Here is a 19107-nt window from a genome sequence, read left to right as displayed (position 1 = left end):
GCCCCAGCCGAGAGGCGCTGCGACGGACGTAAAAAATCCGCCACGCTCGGCCCGGGTTTCTGACACCAAGGGCGCCTCCTGACGAGGGAGGAGCCCTCTTCATGAGCGACAATGCTCATTCAGATCGGCATCAGACGATCAACGGCCTCGAGTTTGCGGTGGCCGATCTGTCCCTGGCCGAGGCGGGCCGGCACCAGCTGCGTCTGGCCGAGCACGAGATGCCGGGCCTGATGTCGCTGCGTAAGGAGTTCGGCGAGTCCAAGCCGCTGCGCGGTGCGCGCATCGCCGGCTCGCTGCACATGACCGTGCAGACCGCCGTCCTGATCGAGACGCTGGTCGAGCTCGGCGCCGACGTGCGCTGGGTCTCCTGCAACATCTTCTCGACCCAGGACGAGGCGGCCGCCGCGGTCGTCGTCGGTTCGGGCACCGCCGACGCTCCCCAGGGCACCCCGGTCTTCGCCTGGAAGGGCGAGTCGCTGGAGGAGTACTGGTGGTGCACGATGCGCCTGTTCGACTTCGGTGACGGCCAGGGCCCCAACATGATCCTCGACGACGGCGGTGACGCCACCCTGCTGGTGCACAAGGGCGTCGAGTTCGAGGCGGCCGGTGCAGTCCCGCAGGCGGCCGAGGGCGACAGCCACGAATACACGATCATCCTCGAGACGCTGCGCGCGTCGCTCGGGGAGTCGTCCGACCGCTTCACCAGGATCGCGGCCGAGATCCGGGGCGTGACCGAGGAGACCACCACCGGCGTGGCCCGCCTCTACAAGCTCGCCAAGGAGGGCACCCTGCTCTTCCCGGCGATCAACGTCAACGACGCGGTCACCAAGAGCAAGTTCGACAACAAGTACGGCATCCGCCACTCGCTGGTCGACGGCCTCAACCGCGCGACCGACGTGATGCTCGGCGGCAAGCTGGCCGTGGTCTGCGGCTACGGCGACGTCGGCAAGGGCTCGGCGGAGACGCTGCGCGGCCAGGGTGCCCGCGTCGTCGTCACCGAGGTCGACCCGATCTGCGCGCTGCAGGCGGCGATGGACGGCATGCAGGTCGTGCGGCTCGAGGACGTGGTCGGCGAGGCCGACATCTTCGTCACCACGACCGGCGGCACCGACATCATCCGGGTCGAGCACCTGACCGCGATGAAGCACAACGCGATCGTCGGCAACGTCGGTCACTTCGACGACGAGATCGACATGGCGGGCCTGGAGAAGGTGCCGGGCATCGAGAAGGTCGAGATCAAGCCGCAGGTGCACGAGTGGCGCTTCCCGGACGGTCACTCGGTGATCGTGCTGTCCGAGGGCCGCCTGATGAACCTGGGCAACGCCACCGGGCATCCGAGCTTCGTGATGTCCAACTCGTTCACCAACCAGGTGATGGCCCAGATCGAGCTGTGGACCAAGCCGGGCGAGTACGAGAAGCAGGTTTACGTGCTGCCGAAGCACCTCGACGAGAAGGTGGCGCGGCTGCACCTCGACGCTCTCGGCGTACGCCTGACCACGCTCACCAAGAAGCAGGCCGAATATCTCGGCGTCGACGTGGACGGCCCGTTCAAGCCGGACCACTACCGTTACTGAGGTCCATTTCTCGTCGCCGGCCGCGCCCCGTGCGCGGTCGGCTACGCAAAGATGGACCCCATGACCGTCCAGGGAGTCCTGCTGTTCGCGCTCTGCGCGGCGGCCGTGATCGTGGCCGTGCGCTGGCTGGCGAACAGGACCGGGCTGCCCTCGGCGGCGCTGCTGACCATCGTCGGCATCGCGTACGCCTATCTTCCGGGCACGAACGTCCCGATCAACGCCGAAGTCGTCCTGACGTTCGTCATCCCGCCCCTGCTCTACAACGCCGCGCTCGATTCCTCGCTGATCGACATCCGGCGCAACCTGCGTACGGTCATCAGCCTGTCGGTGCTGCTCGTGCTCGCCACCGCCTTGCTGGTCGGGGTCGGTTTCGACCTGTTCGTGGGCGGCGCGACGCTGGCCGCCGGGGTGGCGCTGGGCGCCGCGATCGCCCCGCCCGACCCGGTCGCCGCGCTGGCCGTCGGCCGCCGGGCCGGCCTGCCCGGCAACCTGATCACGCTGATCCAAGGCGAGGGCCTGCTCAACGACGCGACGGCGCTGACCATCCTGACCGTGGCGGCGGCCGCCGCGACCGGCGACGGCTTCTCGTTCTCGCACGCGGTGGGCAAGTTCTTCCTCGCCGCCATCGGTGGCCTGGTCGCCGGGGTCGTGGTCGCCTATGCCGTACGTGCGTTGCGCCACTTCCGCCACGACCCGCTCAGCGCCAACGTCATTTCGCTGGTCACGCCGTTCGCGGCCTATCTGCTCGGGGAGTCCGTCCACGTCTCCGGCGTCCTGGCCGTGGTGGTGGCCGGCCTGATCACCGGGCACGACGCCCCGCGGTACGGCTCGGGCGCCAGCCGCCTGCAGACCGGCGCGGTGTGGCGACTGGTCGACTTCGTGCTCGAGGGCGTCGTCTTCCTGCTGATCGGCCAGCAACTGCCCGAGGTGGTGAAGGGCCTGGCCGACTACAGCGCGGGCACGATCGCGGCGGCGCTGGCGGTCTCGGTCGGCGTGACCCTCCTGCTGCGCCCGCTCTGGCTGGTGCTCACGCAGTCGCTGCCCCGCTCGCTGCACACCCGGCTGGGTGCCTCCGCCTCCCCCGACAACCGGTTGAACGCCACGGAGGTGACCGCGCTCAGCTGGGCCGGCACCCGCGGCGTGATCAGCCTGGCCGCGATCTTCATCATTCCCGGCAATGTGCCCGCTCTCGACCTGCTGCGGTTCTGCACGTTCGTAGTCGTGCTGGTCACGCTGATCGGACAGGGCCTGACGTTCGGCCCGCTGGTGCGGCGGCTGGGGTTGCGGGCCAACCACACCGATCTGGCCCGGGAGCGCAACGAGGCCCGGTCGGCGTCGGTGCAGGCGGCCCTCGACCGGCTCGACGAGATCAAGCTGGAGCGGCACGACAACGTCGAGGACCTGGCGATCGACAACATGCGCAAGCAGCTGGAGGTGCGCCTCGAGCGCTACCGCCGGCGGCTCGATCTGCTCGAGAAGGCGGAGTCGGACGAGATGCCGACCTCACCGAAGTACGAAGCGTCGCTGATGGTGCGCAAGCAGGTCATCGAGGCCCAGCGGGAGGAACTGCTGCGCTGGCGGGACGCGGGCAACCTGACCGACGAGGGGCTGCGGACACTCGAGCGCGAACTCGACCACGAGGAACTGCTGCTGCCCGACCGGCAGGCGCGGGCCTGACGCAACCCTTACAAATCCCGGGCCGTTTCCTGATCGACGATCTTCATGATCGTCAGCATGAAACGAGTTCTCGCCCTCGCGCTCGTCGGTGGGGCCCTGCTGCTCGGCGGCTGCGACCGCCAGCAGGCAGCGTCTTCGGCCGGCGGCGACCGGCCCGCGGCCACGCAGAGCCCCGCCGCCTCTGCTTCCGCTGACAAATCGGATCAGTCGAGCAAATCGAATGAGTCTGACGCATCGAGCGCCGACGTCGGCTCCTTGATGAGCGACGTCGACAAGCAGCTCAGCAGCGACGACCAGCCCCCCGCCGACCAGGACTGAGAAGGAAGACACCCATGAACCGCATCGTGCACACCTCCGTTGTCGCCACCGCAGTCCTCGGCGCCGCTCTCGGCCTGGCCGGCCCGGCCTCCGCCGCTCCGGCCACCAAGCCGCTGGATGTGGCCAAGAAGGCCGTCACCACCCGGATCGACCTGCGGCTGGCCGCCCTCAAGAAGTTCTCGGTCGCCCTCTCCGACGCCAAGCAGGTGCAGTCCGGCCACCGGGCCACCCTCACGTCGCTGATCAACGAGCAGACCACCGACCTCACCACCCTGAAGGGCAAGGTCGGCACCGAGACCACGTCGGCCGCGGTCAAGACCGACGCGAAGGCGATGATCGACGACTTCCGCGTCTTCATCCTGACCGGCCCGAAGGTCCGCCTGACCGCCGCCATCGACACCGAGCAGGTGATCGCCGGCAAGCTGGGCACCAAGGCCACCCCGATCAAGTCCGGCCTGGACGGCAAGGTCGACACCCTGCTGGCCATCAAGCCAGGCCCGGACGGCGACGCCATCCGGGCCCAGGTCAAGTCGGTCCGCGACGCTGCCAAGACCGCCCGCACGTCTCTGAAGGCAGTCCGCAAGCAATCGAAGTAGGTACCGATCAGTCCGGGATGTTGCGGCGGCGCAGGCCGGCCGCGCCCAGGGCCGCCAGCACCACGGCCACGGCGGTCAACGTCACCAGCGGGGTGGCCGGGACGCGGCCGCCGGGCAGGTGCGGGATATGGGTGAACGGGCTGATGTCGAGCAGGTAGTGGTTGAGCTGGAGCGTCTCGCCGACCAGCAGAATCAGCAGGCAGACGGCAGGGGCGCCCCAGGCCACCAGCGACCACCGCGGCAGCATCCCGAAGACCAGCACCGCCACGGCGGCCAGCACCCAGACCGCGGGCAGCTGCAGCAGCGTGCCGGCGATGATGCCGCCGACCTCGCCCTGGCCGTAGGTGACGCCGGCGACCAGGCCCTCGGCCAGCAGCGCGACCGCCGGGCCGAGCAGCGAGAAGACCAGGTGGCTGCCGAGCAGGGCGTTGCGGCTCACACCGGTGCTGAGCACCACCTCGGCGTGGCCGGTCTGTTCCTCGTCGCGCAGCCGGAGGGTGGCCTGGATGGCGTAGCAGGCGGCGATCAGCCCGACGATGCCGGCAATGCTGGCGAAGTAGCTGGCGATCAGCCCGCTCCGGCCGCCCAGGCGGGCGAACAGATCGGTCACCGCCTGGTTGCCGTCGGCCAGGTCGTCGACGCTGCTGCCGACGCCGCCGAAGACGAGGCCGAGCACCGCGAAGCCGAACGTCCAGCCGATCAGCAGGCCGCGGTGCAGGCGCCAGGCCAGGGCGAGCGGGGTCCGCAGGCCGGCCGAGGCGAACGGCCGGCCGAGACGCGGGGCGATCAGGCCCGCGCCCAGGTCGCGGCGGCTCAGCAGGAGCACACCACCGGCCACGGTGACGAGGCTGAACAGGACGGTGAGCAGCATCGGCCGGGCGGCGTTCTGCTCGTACGGGAAGACGTGGGTCAGCCAGCCGATCGGCGACAGCCAGGACAGCCACGACAGCTTCTTGTCGCCGAGCGCGGAGATGTCGCCGCCGACCCGCAGCACGTACGCGACGCCGAGCACGACGATCCCGATCGCGCGAGCCGCGCGGGCACTTCCGGCGAGCTGGACCGCGATCGCCGCGACCCCGGCGAAGGCCCACCCGGCCAGTGTGAACTCGGCGCCGAAGGCGAACGACCCGGCCGCGTCGAAGCCGTTGCCGGTCATCGCCGCCACCAGCACCAGGCCGCAGACCAGGCTGGCACCCGTCGTGGCGATCAGGGCCGCCGCGAGCTGGGCCGACCGGCCGACCACGGTGGCACCGATCAGTTCGGTGCGCCCGGCCTCCTCGTCGGTGCGGGTATGCCGCACGACGGTGAGCAGCGCGAACAGTCCGACCATGATGGGGATGAAGCCGGACCGCCAGGCCACCATCACGGGCAGGCTGTCGCCGTGCAGCGGGCCGTAGAGTGCGATGAAGCCGGCGTTGTTCTGGCTGGTCCTCGCGTAGGCCAGGCGCTCGGCGTCGGTCGTGAAGATGGCGTTGAACGTCTTGATATAGCTGGCCGGGACAAGGCCGATGATCACGGACCAGAGCGGCGGCAGGATCCGGTCGCGGCGCAGGATGAGGCGCAGCAGCTTGCCGGTGCCGGTCATTTCCGCTCTCCCGACGACTGGTACTGCCGCAGGAACAGCTCCTCGAGGGACGGCGGCTGGCTGACCAGGCTCCGGACCCCGACCTTGACGAGGGTCTGCAGCGCCGGTTCGAGTGACTCCGAGTCGACGTCGAAGACCACGCGACCGTTGTCGGTGCGCAGCCCGTGGATGCCGGCGAGTTTGGACAGGCCGTCCGGCGGCCCGGAAAGTTCGGCCTGGATGGTGGTCCGGGTGAGATGGCGAAGTTCGGCCAGGGTGCCGGTTTCGACCCTACGACCGTCGCGGATGATCGTCAGCCGGTCGCAGAGTGCCTCGACCTCGCTGAGGATGTGGCTGGAGAGCAGGACCGTACGGTCGCCGCGCGCCTTCTCCTGAAGGATGACCTCGCGGAAGACCTCTTCCATCAGCGGGTCGAGACCGCTGGTCGGCTCGTCGAGGATGAGCAGTTCGACATCCGATGCCAGGGCGGCGACCAGCACGACCTTCTGCCGGTTGCCCTTGGAATAGGTGCGGCCCTTCTTACGCGGGTCGAGCTGGAACCGTTCGAGCAGCTCGGCGCGCCGCTTCGGGTCGAGCCCGCCGCGCAGCCGCCCGAGCAGGTCGATCACCTCTCCGCCGGTGAGGCTCGGCCACAGCGTCACGTCACCCGGTACGTACGCCAGGCGGCGGTGCAGCTTCGTCGCGTCGGACCACGGGTCGCCGCCGAGCAGGCTCACCCGGCCGCCGTCGGCCCGCATCAGGCCGAGCAGGACGCGGATGGTGGTGGTCTTGCCGGCGCCGTTCGGGCCGAGGAAGCCGTGCACCTCGCCGGCACGGACCTGAAGGTCGAGCCCGTCCAGGGCGGTGACCTTGCCGAACCGCTTGATCAGTCCCTCGACGTCGATGGCCTCGGTCATGGCTGCTCCTTCTGTTGTGAAGCGGTGAATTCGGCCAGTGCTTTGCGGGCCTGCTCGGCCAGGTCCGGCGGGACCAGTGGCTGGGAGAAGATCTCGATCGACGCGGAGATCACCCGCGCCCATCCGGCCGGCTCGTCGACGCTCTCGCCCAGCGCGTGTGACAGCAGGTCTCGCATGACGAACATCGACATCTTCATGACCGAGATGACGGCCAGGTAGGCCTGGGGATCGGCGACCTCCAGATCGGACCTCTCCAGCCAGTGCTCGCCGTAGGCGAGGGCCTTGTCGAACATCGCCAGCGCGCTCGGCGAGCCGTCCATCACCGATCGGATGGCGTACTGCTGGAGGCGCATGATCTCGGGCGTGATCCGGCCGAGCAGGTTGGTCTCGGTGAACTGGATGCCGAGGGCCGTGATCTGGTTGAGCGCGTATTCGTCGCAGGCGTCGCGCAGCCCCTCCTTCGAGCCGAAGTGGTGCCGCAGCAGACCGGACGAGACGCCGGCCGCCTGCGCGATGTCGCGAATCGTGGTGGCCGCCATGCCTTTCTCCGCGAACAGGGCGATTGCCGCTTCTCGGATGCGGGCTCGTGCGGTCAGGTCGCTCTGACTACTCACGCGTGTAGCGTACTACACACTTGTGTAGTCGACGTACCAATTCCGGTAAGCGCTTGCCTAGGCCATGGATGAGTATCAATATTGCGAGCATGAGAGCACTTCGCTGGCTTGCCGTGCTGATTTTGGCGCTCCCACTCGTTGCATCCGTGAGCGATCCGGCCGCCGCTGCGTGCCAGGCCGCCAAGCCCGCCGCCGAGCCCGCCGCCGAGCCCGCCGCCGAGCCCGCCGCCGGGGCCGCCGCACCGGTCACCGTGTGGATGGCCGGCGACTCGACGATGGCCAACCCGAGCAGCACCTGTCCGGTCGGATGGGGGAGTCAGTTCGGGGCGCTCTTCACGAGCAGCGCCACGGTCAAGAACCTCGCGGTGGCCGGCCGGAGCATCCAGACCTGGCTCTACGAGGGCAACGTGACCAGCACGAAGGGCTCGGACGGCGAGTGCGTGCTCAGCTCCACCGGGTACTCGACCCGCTGGAACCAGATGCTGACCGGCATGAAGGCGGGCGACTACCTGATCGTGCAGTTCGGCATCAACGACGGCGACACGGCCTGTCCGCGACACGTCGGAACCGCCCGCTACCAGCAACTGATGACCATGATGGCGCAGGCCGCGCTGGCCCGCGGCGCCCATCCGATCCTGCTCACCGCGGTCGCGGCGATCACCTGCTCGGGCAGCACCGCCACCACCAACCGCGGCTTCGTGACGCAGACCCGGGCCGCGGCGGCGGCCACCGGTGCGCCGGTCATCGATCTGCAGACGCTGAGCGTCGCCCTCTACAACCGGTTGCGGTTCTGCCCCAACAACGGCGACTACACCACGGGCGCGCTCGGCGCGTTCTTCTGCAACGACCACACGCACTTCGAGGCATACGGCGCGCAGCAGATCGCCGGCCTGGTCGCCGGCGCTCTGCGGAGCCAGGGCATTCCCCTAGCGAGTTACCTCCGGTAGGCGCCGGGCGGCCTGCGAGTCGAGCGCCGCGAGGAACCGCGACTCGTCCCACTTCTCCGCCAGGGCCTGCCGGAGCAGCGCGGCCTGGGTCGCCGGGGCCAGGCCGTCGACCGGCTGGTCGCGGTCGAGGTTGGTGGGAAAGGCATAGCCCTCGGCGCTCGCCGCGATCACGTTGTCCACATTGCCCTCGAACGAGAGCAGGGCCGGATAGAGGGCTCGGCACATGGCGATGCGGTCGACGCTCTCCATCGCCCGGCCGAACGCCGACGACACCTGCAGCAGGTTGGCCATGCGGCGTACGCCGGTGGTGCGGTTGGTTCCGGCCCCGTGGAAGAGGGCCGGGTTGAAGAACGCGGCGTCGCCCTTGGCCAGCGGCAACTGCACGTGATTCTGATCGAAATAGTCGGTGAACGAAGAGACGTGGAAGGCCAGATAGCCCGGCGCGTACTTCTGCGAGTGCGGCAGATAGAGCGTCGGGCCGGTCTCGACCGGCATGTCGACGTGGGCGATCGCGCCTTGCAGGGTCAGCGCGGGGGAGAGCCGGTGCGCGTGGGCCGGATAGCGCAGCGCCTGCTCCCGCGACATGAAGCCCAGGTGGTAGTCGCGGTGCGCGACCTGGGCCGCGCCGCCCGGGTTGACCACGTTGATCTGCGAGGTGACCTGATAGCCGTCGCCCAGCCAGGCCTGGCTGATCAACGCCAGCGCGGTGTTGGAGTAGTAGGCCGCGAAACCGTCGGGATCGCGTACGGCGAACTTGTCCAACGCACCCCACACCCGGTCGTTCGCACCCGGCTTGGCGAAATGGTCGCCCCCGGCGACGCCGGCGGCCTTCTGCTCCTCGATCATCGCGACGAAGGCCGCGCTCGCCCGGTCGACGACTGAGGGCTCGACGGCATTCTTGAACACCACGATGCCCGGCCCGTCGAGCAGCGCCGACGTGAGTTCCGGCCGAGCCGAGGCCGGCGGGTTGTCGTAGATCAGGACGTTCTGCTCGACACCCACCGCGTGCGGATAGGCGGACAGCGAAGTGGTCTGCTCCACTACGGCCCGGAAGTCCGCGAGTCGGCAGTCATCGGGGGTGAACGAGGTAGTCATGAGGTCACGCTAAGACCCGGCGGAATATCAAAGGCCATTGATAAGACCTCAAAAACCCCTCATCCTGTACGGCGTGAACCACCCCTATCGGATACGCGAGATCGCCGCACAGGCCGGGCTCAGCGAGGCCACCGTCGACCGGGTCCTGCACGGGCGCGGCGGGGTGCGGGAGAGCACGGTCCGCGAGGTGCACCAGGCCATCGCCGACCTCGACCGGCAGCAGTCCCAGGTGCGTCTGGGCGGCCGCACGTTCATGATCGACGTGGTCATGCAGGCGCCGGCCCGGTTCACCGCCGCGATCAAGGTCGCGCTGGAGGCCGAACTGCCCGCCCTGCGCCCGGCGGTGATCCGCTCCCGGTTCCACCTCTTCGACGGCCCGGCCGACCTGCCCGGAGTGCTGGCCAAGGTGGGCCGGTCACGGTCCCAAGGGGTGATCCTCAAAGCGCCCGACTCGCCCGAGGTGGTCGATGCGGTCGGACAGCTGGGTATTCCGGTGGTCACGCTGGTCACCGACCTGCCGACGAGCAAGCGGGTGGCCTATGTCGGCATCGACAACGCCGACGCCGGTGCGACCGCGGCCTATCTGGTCGAGCAGTGGCTGGCCGAGCGGGCCGGAGACGTGCTGGTGGTCCGCGGGCGGGGGTCGTTCCGCGGGGAGGACGAGCGGCTGGGCGGGTTCCGGGCCGAGATGGGTCGCCGGGCACCCAACCGGCGACTGCTCGAAGTCGTGGACGAGGAGGATCGGGCGGCTGCGGTGCACGAGCGTACGCGCGCTGTCCTGCACCGAAATCCCAGCGTGCGGGCCGTCTATTCGATGTATGCCGGAGCCGGCGGCAACGCCGCCGTGGTCGACGGCTTCGCGGCGGCCGGTCGTAACTACGACGTCTTCGTCGCCCACGACCTCGACGACGAGAACACCACGCTGCTGCGCACCCACGCGATCTCCGCGGTGCTGCACCACGACTTGCGGGCCGACGTGCGGCACGCCTGCCTGGCGGTGATGCGGGCCCAGGGCGCACTGCCCGGACGACTGCGCTCCAACCCGTCGGCGATCCAGGTCATCACGCCTTTCAACACCCCGCCGGCGGAATTCTGAGCTTTTTTACGCCACCTGTCCGGATCCGGTCCGGCCACTCGTCACCCTGGCAAAACCACAATGAGGGAGAACGCAAATGCAGTACATGATGTTCGTCTGCACCGACACCGAGCCGGAGACCGACCTGTCCGGGGCGCCCGACATCGAGGCGTGGGTCGCGGACAACGACGCCGCCGGCCGCCGGGTCACCGGAAGCGTGCTCGGCCAGGCGTCGTCCGCGACCACGGTTCGGGTGCGCGGCGGCGAGACGCTGCTCAGCGATGGCCCGTTCGCCGAGACCAAGGAGGTGATCGTGGGCTTCGACATCCTCGAGTGCGCCGACCTCGACCAGGCGATCAAGGTCGCCGCGGCTCACCCGATGGCCTGGACCGGCCGCCTCGAGATCCGGCCGCTCGTTGATCTCTGACGTCGTCTCGGAAGCCGGCCGGGCCTCCTACGCGCGGATCGTCGCCACGCTCATCCGGGTGACCGGGGATTGGACGCTGGCCGAGGACTGCGCGCAGGAGGCGCTGGCCGCCGCTCTCGAAAAGTGGCCGCGCGACGGAATTCCCGGCAATCCGGGTGGGTGGCTGATGACCGTCGCCCGCAACCGGGCGGTCGATCTCTTGCGGCGTACGGCGGTGGAGCGCCGCAAACTCGAGGAGGTGGCGACGTTGTGGAATCCGTCGTCTCTGCCCGACCACCCGTCGCTCGGTCACGAGATCGTGGACGACCGGCTCCGGCTGATCTTCACCTGCTGCCATCCGGCGTTGTCGCTGGAGGCGCGGGTGGCGCTGACCCTGCGCACGATCGCCGGGGTGCCGACCGCCGACATCGCCCGCGCGTTTCTCACCACCGAGTCGACCATGACCCGGCGTCTTACCCGCGCCAAGACGAAGATCGCGGAAGCTCGCATTCCCTATCGGGTGCCGGCGGGCGCCGAGCTGGTCGAGCGGCTGCCGGGGGTGCTCGGGGTGCTCTATCTGCTCTTCACCCGTGGCTACGACGCGGACGGTTCACCGGCGTTCGCCGACGAGGCGATCCGGCTGGCGCGGCTCGTCTCGGAGCTGATGCCCGACGAGCCGGAGGTGGCCGGGCTGCTGGGGTTGTTCCTGCTGCAGCATTCCCGGCGGGATGCCCGCCGGGATGTCGCCGGCCGGCTGGTCATGCTGGAGCGGCAGGATCGCGCGCGGTGGGATCGGGCCATGATCGACGAGGGGCTCGCGATCGTCCGCCGGACGCGGGTGACCGGGCCCTATGCGGTGCAGGCGCGGATCGCGGCCGAACACGTGGCGGCTTCGACCGACTGGGTGGCCGTCGCGGGCTGGTATGACGCGTTGGCGCAAGCTCAGCCGACGCCCGCGGTCGCGCTCAACCGGGCGGTCGCTCACGGCTATGCCTTCGGCCCGGCCGCCGGTCTCGCGCTTCTGGGCGAAGTTTCGGACATGCCGCAGAGCTATCTGCTCGCGGTCGAGGCCGATCTGACCGCTCGTGCCGGCGACCGGGATCGGGCGGCGGGGTTGTTCCGTCAGGCGGCCGAGCACGCTCTGTCCGACGTGGAGCGTCGAGCGTTGCTGGAGCGGGCCGACGAGTTTTAGCGGCAGGGCGGCGTATATCCGGCGCCGAGCGAGTATTGGCGCCAGGTGTCCGCGGTCAGAGCGCCGGCGGTCGTCGCGCAGGCCCGGGAGACCGCCGCAGCCGGGGACAACGCCGACAGCTGGGTGGTGGCATCGTCGCTGGTCGTCGCCAGAGCCGAACCGTCGGGGGTGAACTCGACCGAGCTGACCCGGCCGACGTGGCTCGTGATGGCGTGGCCGACCGCTTTCGGTCGAGCCGGATCGGCGACGTCCCACAGCCGTACGCTCTGGTCCTGCGAGCCGCTGGCCAGGGTGCGCCCGTCGGGGCTGAACGCGACCGCGAGCACGAAGCTGGTGTGCCCGGTCAGCGCGGGCGACCAGGCGACGGGGTGCGCGGGATCGGTGATATTCCAAAGCCGGACGGTGTGATCGGCCCCCGCGGTGGCCAGCGTGCGCCCGTCCGGATTGATCGCGAGCGCCCGCACCCCGCTGGTGTTCACGGTCAGCCGAGCCAGAACGCGCGGCCGGGCCGGGTCGGCGACATCCCATAGGACGACCCGGTCGTCGGCGCCGCCGCTGGCCAGCACCCGCCCGTCGGGCCGGAAGGCGACGTCGTAGACCACGTCGTCGTGCGCGATCGAGGCACCGCCCAGGGCGAGCGGGTGAGCGGGATCGGCGACGTCCCACAGCCGGACGCCGCGGTCGGCGCCCGCGGTGGCCAGGACCCGACCGTCCGGCCGGAACGCGACCGCGTGCACGATGCCGGTGTTGCCGGTCAGTGGCCCTCCCAGCGCGACCGGATGCACCGGATCGGTGGCGTCCCAGAGACGGACCGTGTGATCGTCGCTCGCGCTGGCCAGGATCGCGGTGCCCGGCCGGAAGGCCAGGTCGTTGACGCCGCCGGTGTGCCCGGTCAGGGTCGCCCCGGCCGCGGGACGGAGACGCCGCAGTCGCACGGTGTCGTCGGCACCGCCGGTGGCGAGCAGGTCGCCTGTCGAGTCGACCGCCGCCGACCGGACGGGCCCGCGGTGCCCGGTGAAAGTCGTCGGCGGCAGATGCCAGAGCCGGACGCTGCGGTCCTTACTGACGCTGGCCAGCGCGTGACCGTCGGGGCTGAACGCCAGCCAGTAGACATAGGCGGTGTGCCCGGTCAGCGGGCGGCCCAACGGCCGGGGTATCCGCGGGTCGGCCAGGTTCCACAGGCGTACGGTCTGGTCGGCCCCGGCGGTGGCCAGCACCGATCCGTCGGGGCTGAACGCGACGGCATAGACGGTGTCGGTGTGCCCGGTCAGCGGACGGCCCAGCGGGCGGGCATGGGCCGGATCGTGGACGTCCCACAGCCGTACGCTGTGGTCGTTGGCGACCGTGGCCAGCAACCGTGCGTCCGGCGAGAAGGCGGCGGCATAGACCGTGTCGGTGTGGCCGGTCAGCGGCGGCCCCCACGGTGCCGGGTGGGCCGGGTCGGTCACGTTCCACAGGCGGACGCTGCGATCGTGTCCGAGGCTGACGACCGTGCGCCCGTCGGGGCTGTAGGCGGCCGAGGCGACCGGCTCGGTGGTCCCGGTCATCGGCGGCGCGGCGGCGCGGGCGTGCGCGGGATCGGCGACGTCCCACAGGCGGACGCTGCGGTCCTGGCTCGCCGACACCAGGTGCCGCCCGTCGGGGCTGAACGCGACCGAGAAGACGTAGCTCGTATGCCCCCGGAGCCGGGGTCCCCACGGCACCGGGTGGGCCGGGTCGGTCACGTTCCACAGGGTGATCGTTCCGTCCCGGTTGGCCGCCGCGAGCGTTCGCCCGTCCGGGCTTAAGGCCAGCCAGTAGACCCGCCCGCCGTCGGCGGGCACCGGCCCGGTCAGCGGGGCCGGGTGGAACGAGTCGGCGACGTTCCACAGCCGGATCGCGTCGTCGCGGCCGCCGGTCGCCAGCGTGCGCCCGTCCCCGCTGTAGGCGACCGCGTAGACCACGTCGGTGTGTCCGGTGAGGACGGTCGCCAGCGGCTCGTTCTCCGCCGTGAGCAGGTCGGTGTAGACGTCCGGCGTCGGGTCGAGCCGGTAGGCGGCCAGGTCGAGACCGACGGCGAGCGAGGTGTCGGTCGAGGCCAGTTGCTGGGCCTGGATGCTCATCCGGGCCGCCACGGCCCGATTGCGCTCGGCCACCGCGCTCGCGCGGAGGCGCAGTGCCACCACGGCACCGGCCGACGCCACGACGGTGAGCACGCACAACAGCGCGACGGCGGTCCGGCGTACGCGGGAGGTCCGCCGCTCCAGCCGCACCGAGGCGGCGAGGAAATCCCGCACCTGAGCTGCCGGTGTGATGCCGGTGTCGCGCTCGTCGAGCCAATGCCGGGCGGCGGCCAACCGGCCGCCGCGGAGCAGGCCGCCGGCGTCGTGCTGCTCGCGACTCCACGCCGCGGCGGCGTCGGCCAGCTGCTGATAGGAGCGGAGGGCGTCCCGGTCGGCGCTGATCCAGCCGGCCAGCCGGGGCCACGCCGAGAGAAGTGCCTCGTGCGTCAGCTCGACCGTGCCGGTGTCGAGCGTGATGAGCCGTGCCGCGGCGAGAATTTCGAGAACGGCGCCCGCCTCGGCATCGCGGAACTCCGCGCGGCCGGCCCGCCGCCGCGTGTCGCCGGTCCCCTCGCCGAGCGTCACCAGATGGAGAAAGACGGATCGGGCGATCCGCTGCCGGGCCGGCGACATCGCTTGATAGGCCGTCTCCGCGGTATTGGCCAGGGCGTGGTGCAGGCCGCCCGAGGCCTCGTAACCGCTCAGGCTCAGCGTGTTGCCGCGACGGCGCCGCCAGGTCTCCCGCATGGCGTGCGAGACCAGCGGCAATGCGGTCGGCCGGCCGGCCGCGTCGGCCACCACCCGGGTCAGCAGCGCACTCTCGACGATGTATCCGGCGCGGGCCGCGGGCCGGCCGACGGCACGGCGCAGGTCGTCCACGGTCATCGGGCCGACCAGCAACGTCGCGTCCTGCATGGCATCGAACAGGTCGGGGTGCTCGGAGCAGCGCTGGAAGAAGTCGGCGCGGATGCCCACGACCACGCGAAGCCGGCTGTTGGCCGCCCGCGCGGCGGTCAGCAGCGCGGTGATGAAGGCGTTCCGCTCGGCCGGGTCGTCACACAGGCTGAAGACCTCTTCGAACTGGTCGACGACGAGCGTCAGGTCGGCGCCCGATCGCAGGGCGGTGCGGTGCAGGGCGCGCGGGTCCTGCCGCAGCTCGTCGGCGCCGCTCAGGGCCATGCCCAGCGCGGTCGCACACTCCTCGAGAGGATGCGGGCCCGGCGTGATCAAGAAAACCGGCTCGTCCCGGAGCCGTGCCACCAGGCCCGCCCGGAGCAGGGACGACTTGCCCGACCCGGACGCGCCGAGCACGGCCAGGAACCGTCCGGATCGCGCGCGCTCGACGAGTTCGTCGGTCAGCCGTTCGCGCCCGAAGAACCGGTCGGCGTCCTGCGGCTGGAATGCGGCGAGCCCGGCGTACGGGCAGGCGTCGTCGTCGGTTTCCTCGTGCGAATCGGCGGCGAGCGTATGCCACCTCTCCGTCCACTCGTCGGGGTCGCCCCCGCACGCCCGGACGTAGGCGAGCGTCACGGCGAGGGTCGGCAGCCGCTGCCCGGCCGCCGCGTCGGCCAGCGTGGTCGACGAATAGTGGGCTCGCCGGGCGAGCTCCCGATAGGACGGTGAGCCGGACTTGGCACGCAGCGTGCGCAGACCCGCGGCGAAGGCGGTCAGCGCGCTGCCGTCCGGCGGCAGCGGTCGCTCTCCTCGTGGCACGCCAGCCCCCGTCGGCGTCGGGCAATCCGCGACGAGAGTGCCCGATGTGGACATCGGGCACATCTCAGGCGGTCATCCTAACGGCCCGGAGGCATTGATCGCGATTACTGCACTTGATCGGCGGCGCTACAGCGACCGGAGGTGCTCCGCGCTTCGCCGGACGTCCGCGACCGGCCCTTCCCCGACGAGCCCTTCCCCGACCGGCGGAGCGTCGAGGACGGTGTCCTGCTCGAGCACCCACCAACCCTGGTAATCGTGCTTGTCGAGCGCCGCCGCCACCGCCCCGAAGTCGATGTCGCCGTCGCCGAGCGGCCGGTACATCCCCTCCCGCACCGCGTCGGTGTAGGTCAGGTCGCCGGCCCGCACCCGCACCGCCAGAGCGTTGTCGACGTCCTTGGCGTGCACGTGGGCGATCCGGTCGCCGGCCTGCCGGGCCAGCTCGACCGGGTCGGTGCCGCCGATCAGCAGGTGCCCGGTGTCGAGGCAGAGCGCGACGCCCGACCCGGCCAGCACCCGTTCGACCTCGGGCCCGGTCTCGACCATCGTGCCGACGTGGGGGTGCAGCACCGCGCTGATCCCGCGCCGGGTCGCCTCGGCGTTGAGCTGGTCGAGGTTGGCCAGCAGCCGCCGCCAGCCCGAAGCATCCAGGGACGGCCGCTCGTCGTAGCCGTCGACGCCGGTCGCCGCGGCCAGCACCAGCACGTCACCGGCCGCGAAGCCCTCGAACGCGCGCGCGAGGTGCAGCCCGTCCTCGTGCAGCACGACCGGCACGAACCCGCCCAGCGCGGTCAGCCCATATCCGGACAGCAGCGGGCCCGGGTGGGGCGGCAGGAATCCGGCCGGGCCGAGCTCGGTCGCGGTCAGGCCGACGGCGGCCATCTCGCCCAGCACCCGCTCCACCGGCAGCTGGTAGCCCCAGCCCGGCACCTCACACACGCCCCACGAGATCGGAGCTCCGGCGATGTTTCGCATGGTGCGAGCGTGCAATTCGGCAAGCCAAGGTCGCCAGCGGGCGGGTCCATCAAAAAGGCCTCAGGCGGGCGTGGCCTGCTTGTTCGCCGACTCGAGCGCCCGGGTCGACCAGCGGACCGCGTCCATATATTGCCCGGCCAGGTCGAATGTCCCGAATTCGCCGCGCTCGTAGGCGTCGACCGCCTGCAGCACCCGGCCCAGCCGGCCGGCCCCGTCGACCAGAGCGGCGACGATCTGCGGCGCGAGCGGGAACTGCTCGGTCATCGTCCGGGGCGGGGCGGAGAGGACCGCCGCGACGCCGCTGATGATGCCGGCCATGAACGCCTCGTCGCTCGGCGCGCCGAACCAGGGCGCCACGTTCTCGCAGAGCCGGGCCCGGGTGAGCACGCCCAGCATGTGCTCCTCGGTGGCACCGGCCACGTCGTCGAGCACCATCAGCACCGCCCACTGGCGGATGTGCATGAGGCCGACCATGACGACGGCCTGGCGCACCGACGAGACCCGGTTGGCGTTACCGACGGCGGCCGAGTTGCTGGCCCGGAGCACGCGCAGGGACAGCGCGGGATCGCTCGCGATGATGTCGACGATCTTCTTGAGGTCGGGGTCGGGCGCGGTGAGCGCGCCGACCAGTTCGAGCCGGCGCAGGCGGGAGGGCGACAGGCTGGCGACCGTGAGCACCTGGGGTCGGCTCAGCGCGTACCCCTGGCGCAGTTCCATGCCGTAGCGGTCGGCGATGGCGATCTGCTCGGCGGTCTCGAGCCGCTCGGCCACGATCTGGATGTTGGGGAACCGGCGGCAGGCGGCGACGATCTCGTCGAGCCGGCTCAGGTCGCCGTCGAGCAGGTCCAGCTTCACATACGACGCGAGACTGAACAGGCGCTCGTGTCCGGAGCCCCAGACGAAGTCGTCCAGCGCGATCTTGTAACCCTTGCCGGCCAGCGCGGTGATCCCGTTGATCACCTCGTCGTCGATCTCGACCGTCTCCAGCACCTCGAGCACCACCTGCTCGGGCCCGAAGGGCAGCGTGAGGTTCCCGGAGAGGAACTCCCGGGTCAGGTTGATGAAGCACAGCCGGTCGCCGGCGACCTCTTGGATGCCGAACTCGGTGAACGCGTTGATCATGACGGTGCTGGTCGCGAACGTGTCCTGACGGCCGGCCGCGACCGCGTCCATGCTTCCGCGGAACAGCAGCTCGAAGGCCACGACGTCGCCGTGGACGTCGAAGATAGGCTGCCGCCCGACGTGAATCAGCTGGGTGCCGTCCGAGGACACAGGTTTCACGATCCTCTTCATCGGCCGCGCGTGGCCGGACTTGACGAATTGCGTCCGCCGGTCAGACCGTTGTGCTCCACAGCCCGTCGGTCGACGCCACGAGCAGGGTGTTTCCGCGCCCGGCCACCGCGACGGCGTCGGCCGGCGCGGATCTTGAGGATCCGTCGACCCAGAGACCACCCCCGGCGACGACCGGCTTTCCGCCGGCCAGGGTCAGCGACCGTACGCCGGAAGCATCGCCCCCGAACGCCTTACCCGCCGTCCACCTCCCGGCATGCCATCGCCACACCTCGAACCGGTCGCCGCGCACGCCGGCCGCCACCAGATCACTCCCGTCCCGAACCACCCGCTGGATCTCGTTGTAGCCGCCGGCGTCCGGTGGATCATCGCGCGTCCAGGTCGTGCCGTCGGTGGTGAGCCAGACCGCGGCCTGCTCGTCGAGGCTGTTCTTCACCGCCGCCCCGCCCACGAACGCCCAGCGCCCGTCGTCGAGGTAAGCGGCGTCCCGGGCCATCGTCTGGTGCCCGGCGTCGCTCGCCAGCCCCGGCGCGTCCTCGACCAGACGGAACGTGCGCCCGTCGCCCGAGAGCCACGCCGCGGCCCCGCTGACCCGGTCGCCCGCGATCGCGATGCCGGCGGGACCGGCCGCGATCCGCCCGACGCCACCCGCCTTCTCCCCGCCGTACGTCTCGAAGGGCGCCGGATTCTCGGCCATCACCCCGCCGACCAGCCCCCAGGTGCTGACCCGGGGATTGCCGTGCACGCCGCCCGGGATCGCACCGATCATCGCCACCCGCCCGGCCGCGCACGCCACGCTCTGGATCACCTGGTTGGGCCCGTAGTAGCTGGTCGGCAGCGGCCGGAAGGCCACCGCGCTCCAGGTCTTGCCGTCGGTGCTGGTCCACGCGGCGGGATGAGTGGTGGCGTCCTTGATCACGCCGGCCGCGTACCAGTGGCCGTCGCAGTCGGCCACGTCGTTCAGGCCGATCGTGCCGCGGGCCGGCAGGTCGAGGCGGGTCCAAGCAGGGTGCGTGGGCTTGCTGCAAGCGTTGACCGCCAGCACCGCCGCGAGGACGGCGATGCTGCAAGAAAACGATGTCTTCATGTAATCACCGCGCAGACCGTCGAAAATA

The 19107-nt window shown here is 70.7% G+C and carries 16 protein-coding genes and 1 riboswitch; of the genes, 8 read left to right on the top strand and 8 right to left on the bottom strand.

Features of this window, described 5'->3' with window-relative positions:
- The first annotated feature begins 3 nt into the window (after positions 1-3).
- A riboswitch (S-adenosyl-L-homocysteine riboswitch) is annotated at positions 4-84 on the top strand.
- Between the two features lie 17 nt (positions 85-101).
- From ahcY to ACIA5C_RS31995, 4 genes are read left to right on the top strand one after another with little or no spacing between them, the layout of a single operon-like run.
- On the top strand, positions 102-1574 hold the full coding sequence (gene ahcY / locus ACIA5C_RS32010; RefSeq protein WP_396061499.1) for an adenosylhomocysteinase: 1473 nt from the start codon (positions 102-104) through the stop codon (positions 1572-1574).
- Positions 1575-1634: 60 nt separating this feature from the next.
- A complete protein-coding gene (locus ACIA5C_RS32005) occupies positions 1635-3251 on the top strand; it encodes a Na+/H+ antiporter (RefSeq protein ID WP_396061497.1) in 1617 nt (538 codons plus the stop codon).
- Between the two features lie 45 nt (positions 3252-3296).
- Positions 3297-3569, top strand: coding sequence for a hypothetical protein (locus tag ACIA5C_RS32000; protein WP_396061495.1), 273 nt, complete (start codon positions 3297-3299; stop codon positions 3567-3569).
- A 14-nt stretch (positions 3570-3583) separates the two neighbouring features.
- Positions 3584-4165: a hypothetical protein gene (locus ACIA5C_RS31995; RefSeq protein WP_396061492.1), complete on the top strand. Its 582-nt coding sequence runs from the start codon at positions 3584-3586 to the stop codon at positions 4163-4165.
- A gap of 7 nt (positions 4166-4172) precedes the next feature.
- On the opposite strand, the gene ACIA5C_RS31990 is transcribed toward ACIA5C_RS31995, so the two are convergent.
- The 3 genes from ACIA5C_RS31990 to ACIA5C_RS31980 are packed head-to-tail and all read right to left on the bottom strand — an operon-like array spanning position 4173 to position 7260.
- A complete protein-coding gene (locus ACIA5C_RS31990; protein ID WP_396061489.1) occupies positions 4173-5750 on the bottom strand; it encodes an ABC transporter permease in 1578 nt (525 codons plus the stop codon).
- Positions 5747-6646, bottom strand: coding sequence for an ATP-binding cassette domain-containing protein (locus tag ACIA5C_RS31985; protein ID WP_396061486.1), 900 nt, complete (start codon positions 6644-6646; stop codon positions 5747-5749). Before ACIA5C_RS31985 ends, ACIA5C_RS31990 begins: the two co-directional genes overlap by 4 nt.
- Positions 6643-7260 carry a TetR/AcrR family transcriptional regulator gene (locus ACIA5C_RS31980; protein ID WP_396061483.1) on the bottom strand — a complete coding sequence of 206 codons (618 nt, stop codon included), beginning with the start codon at positions 7258-7260 and terminating at the stop codon, positions 6643-6645. The genes ACIA5C_RS31985 and ACIA5C_RS31980 overlap by 4 nt, the downstream gene beginning before the upstream one ends.
- Positions 7261-7349: 89 nt before the next feature.
- On the opposite strand from ACIA5C_RS31980, the gene ACIA5C_RS31975 reads away from it, so the two are divergent.
- A complete protein-coding gene (locus ACIA5C_RS31975) occupies positions 7350-8207 on the top strand; it encodes a GDSL-type esterase/lipase family protein (protein ID WP_396061480.1) in 858 nt (285 codons plus the stop codon).
- Here the strand turns inward: ACIA5C_RS31975 and ACIA5C_RS31970 are convergent.
- Positions 8187-9302, bottom strand: coding sequence for a phytanoyl-CoA dioxygenase family protein (locus ACIA5C_RS31970; RefSeq protein WP_396061478.1), 1116 nt, complete (start codon positions 9300-9302; stop codon positions 8187-8189). The genes ACIA5C_RS31975 and ACIA5C_RS31970 overlap by 21 nt on opposite strands.
- A 73-nt stretch (positions 9303-9375) precedes the next feature.
- Between ACIA5C_RS31970 and ACIA5C_RS31965 the strand changes: the two genes are divergently transcribed.
- The 3 genes from ACIA5C_RS31965 (at position 9376) to ACIA5C_RS31955 (ending at position 11975) form a co-directional block, all read left to right on the top strand.
- The gene (locus ACIA5C_RS31965; protein WP_396061475.1) at positions 9376-10398 is read left to right on the top strand and encodes a LacI family DNA-binding transcriptional regulator; all 1023 of its coding nucleotides are present in this window, start codon (positions 9376-9378) and stop codon (positions 10396-10398) included.
- 76 nt (positions 10399-10474) lie between these two features.
- Positions 10475-10804, top strand: coding sequence for a YciI family protein (locus tag ACIA5C_RS31960; RefSeq protein ID WP_396061472.1), 330 nt, complete (start codon positions 10475-10477; stop codon positions 10802-10804).
- The gene (locus ACIA5C_RS31955) at positions 10794-11975 is read left to right on the top strand and encodes an RNA polymerase sigma factor (protein WP_396061470.1); all 1182 of its coding nucleotides are present in this window, start codon (positions 10794-10796) and stop codon (positions 11973-11975) included. The genes ACIA5C_RS31960 and ACIA5C_RS31955 overlap by 11 nt, the downstream gene beginning before the upstream one ends.
- Here ACIA5C_RS31955 and ACIA5C_RS31950 read toward each other — a convergent pair.
- From ACIA5C_RS31950 to ACIA5C_RS31935, 4 genes are all read right to left on the bottom strand, one after another.
- The gene (locus tag ACIA5C_RS31950; RefSeq protein ID WP_396061468.1) at positions 11972-15730 is read right to left on the bottom strand and encodes a hypothetical protein; all 3759 of its coding nucleotides are present in this window, start codon (positions 15728-15730) and stop codon (positions 11972-11974) included. The two genes, ACIA5C_RS31955 and ACIA5C_RS31950, sit on opposite strands and share 4 nt — an antisense overlap.
- 126 nt (positions 15731-15856) lie before the next feature.
- Positions 15857-16702, bottom strand: coding sequence for a TIM barrel protein (locus tag ACIA5C_RS31945; RefSeq protein WP_396061465.1), 846 nt, complete (start codon positions 16700-16702; stop codon positions 15857-15859).
- A gap of 60 nt (positions 16703-16762) precedes the next feature.
- Positions 16763-17983 carry an EAL and HDOD domain-containing protein gene (locus ACIA5C_RS31940; protein ID WP_396061462.1) on the bottom strand — a complete coding sequence of 407 codons (1221 nt, stop codon included), beginning with the start codon at positions 17981-17983 and terminating at the stop codon, positions 16763-16765.
- Positions 17984-18035: 52 nt separating this feature from the next.
- Positions 18036-19079, bottom strand: coding sequence for a hypothetical protein (locus ACIA5C_RS31935; protein WP_396061459.1), 1044 nt, complete (start codon positions 19077-19079; stop codon positions 18036-18038).
- Positions 19080-19107 lie beyond the last annotated feature (28 nt).

The sequence above is a fragment of the Actinoplanes sp. NPDC051343 genome (assembly GCF_044455125.1).
In the GTDB taxonomy this organism is placed as follows: domain Bacteria; phylum Actinomycetota; class Actinomycetes; order Mycobacteriales; family Micromonosporaceae; genus Actinoplanes.
The sequence above is the reverse complement of the archived record's forward strand: the minus strand, read 5'-3'. Positions and strand labels throughout refer to the sequence as shown.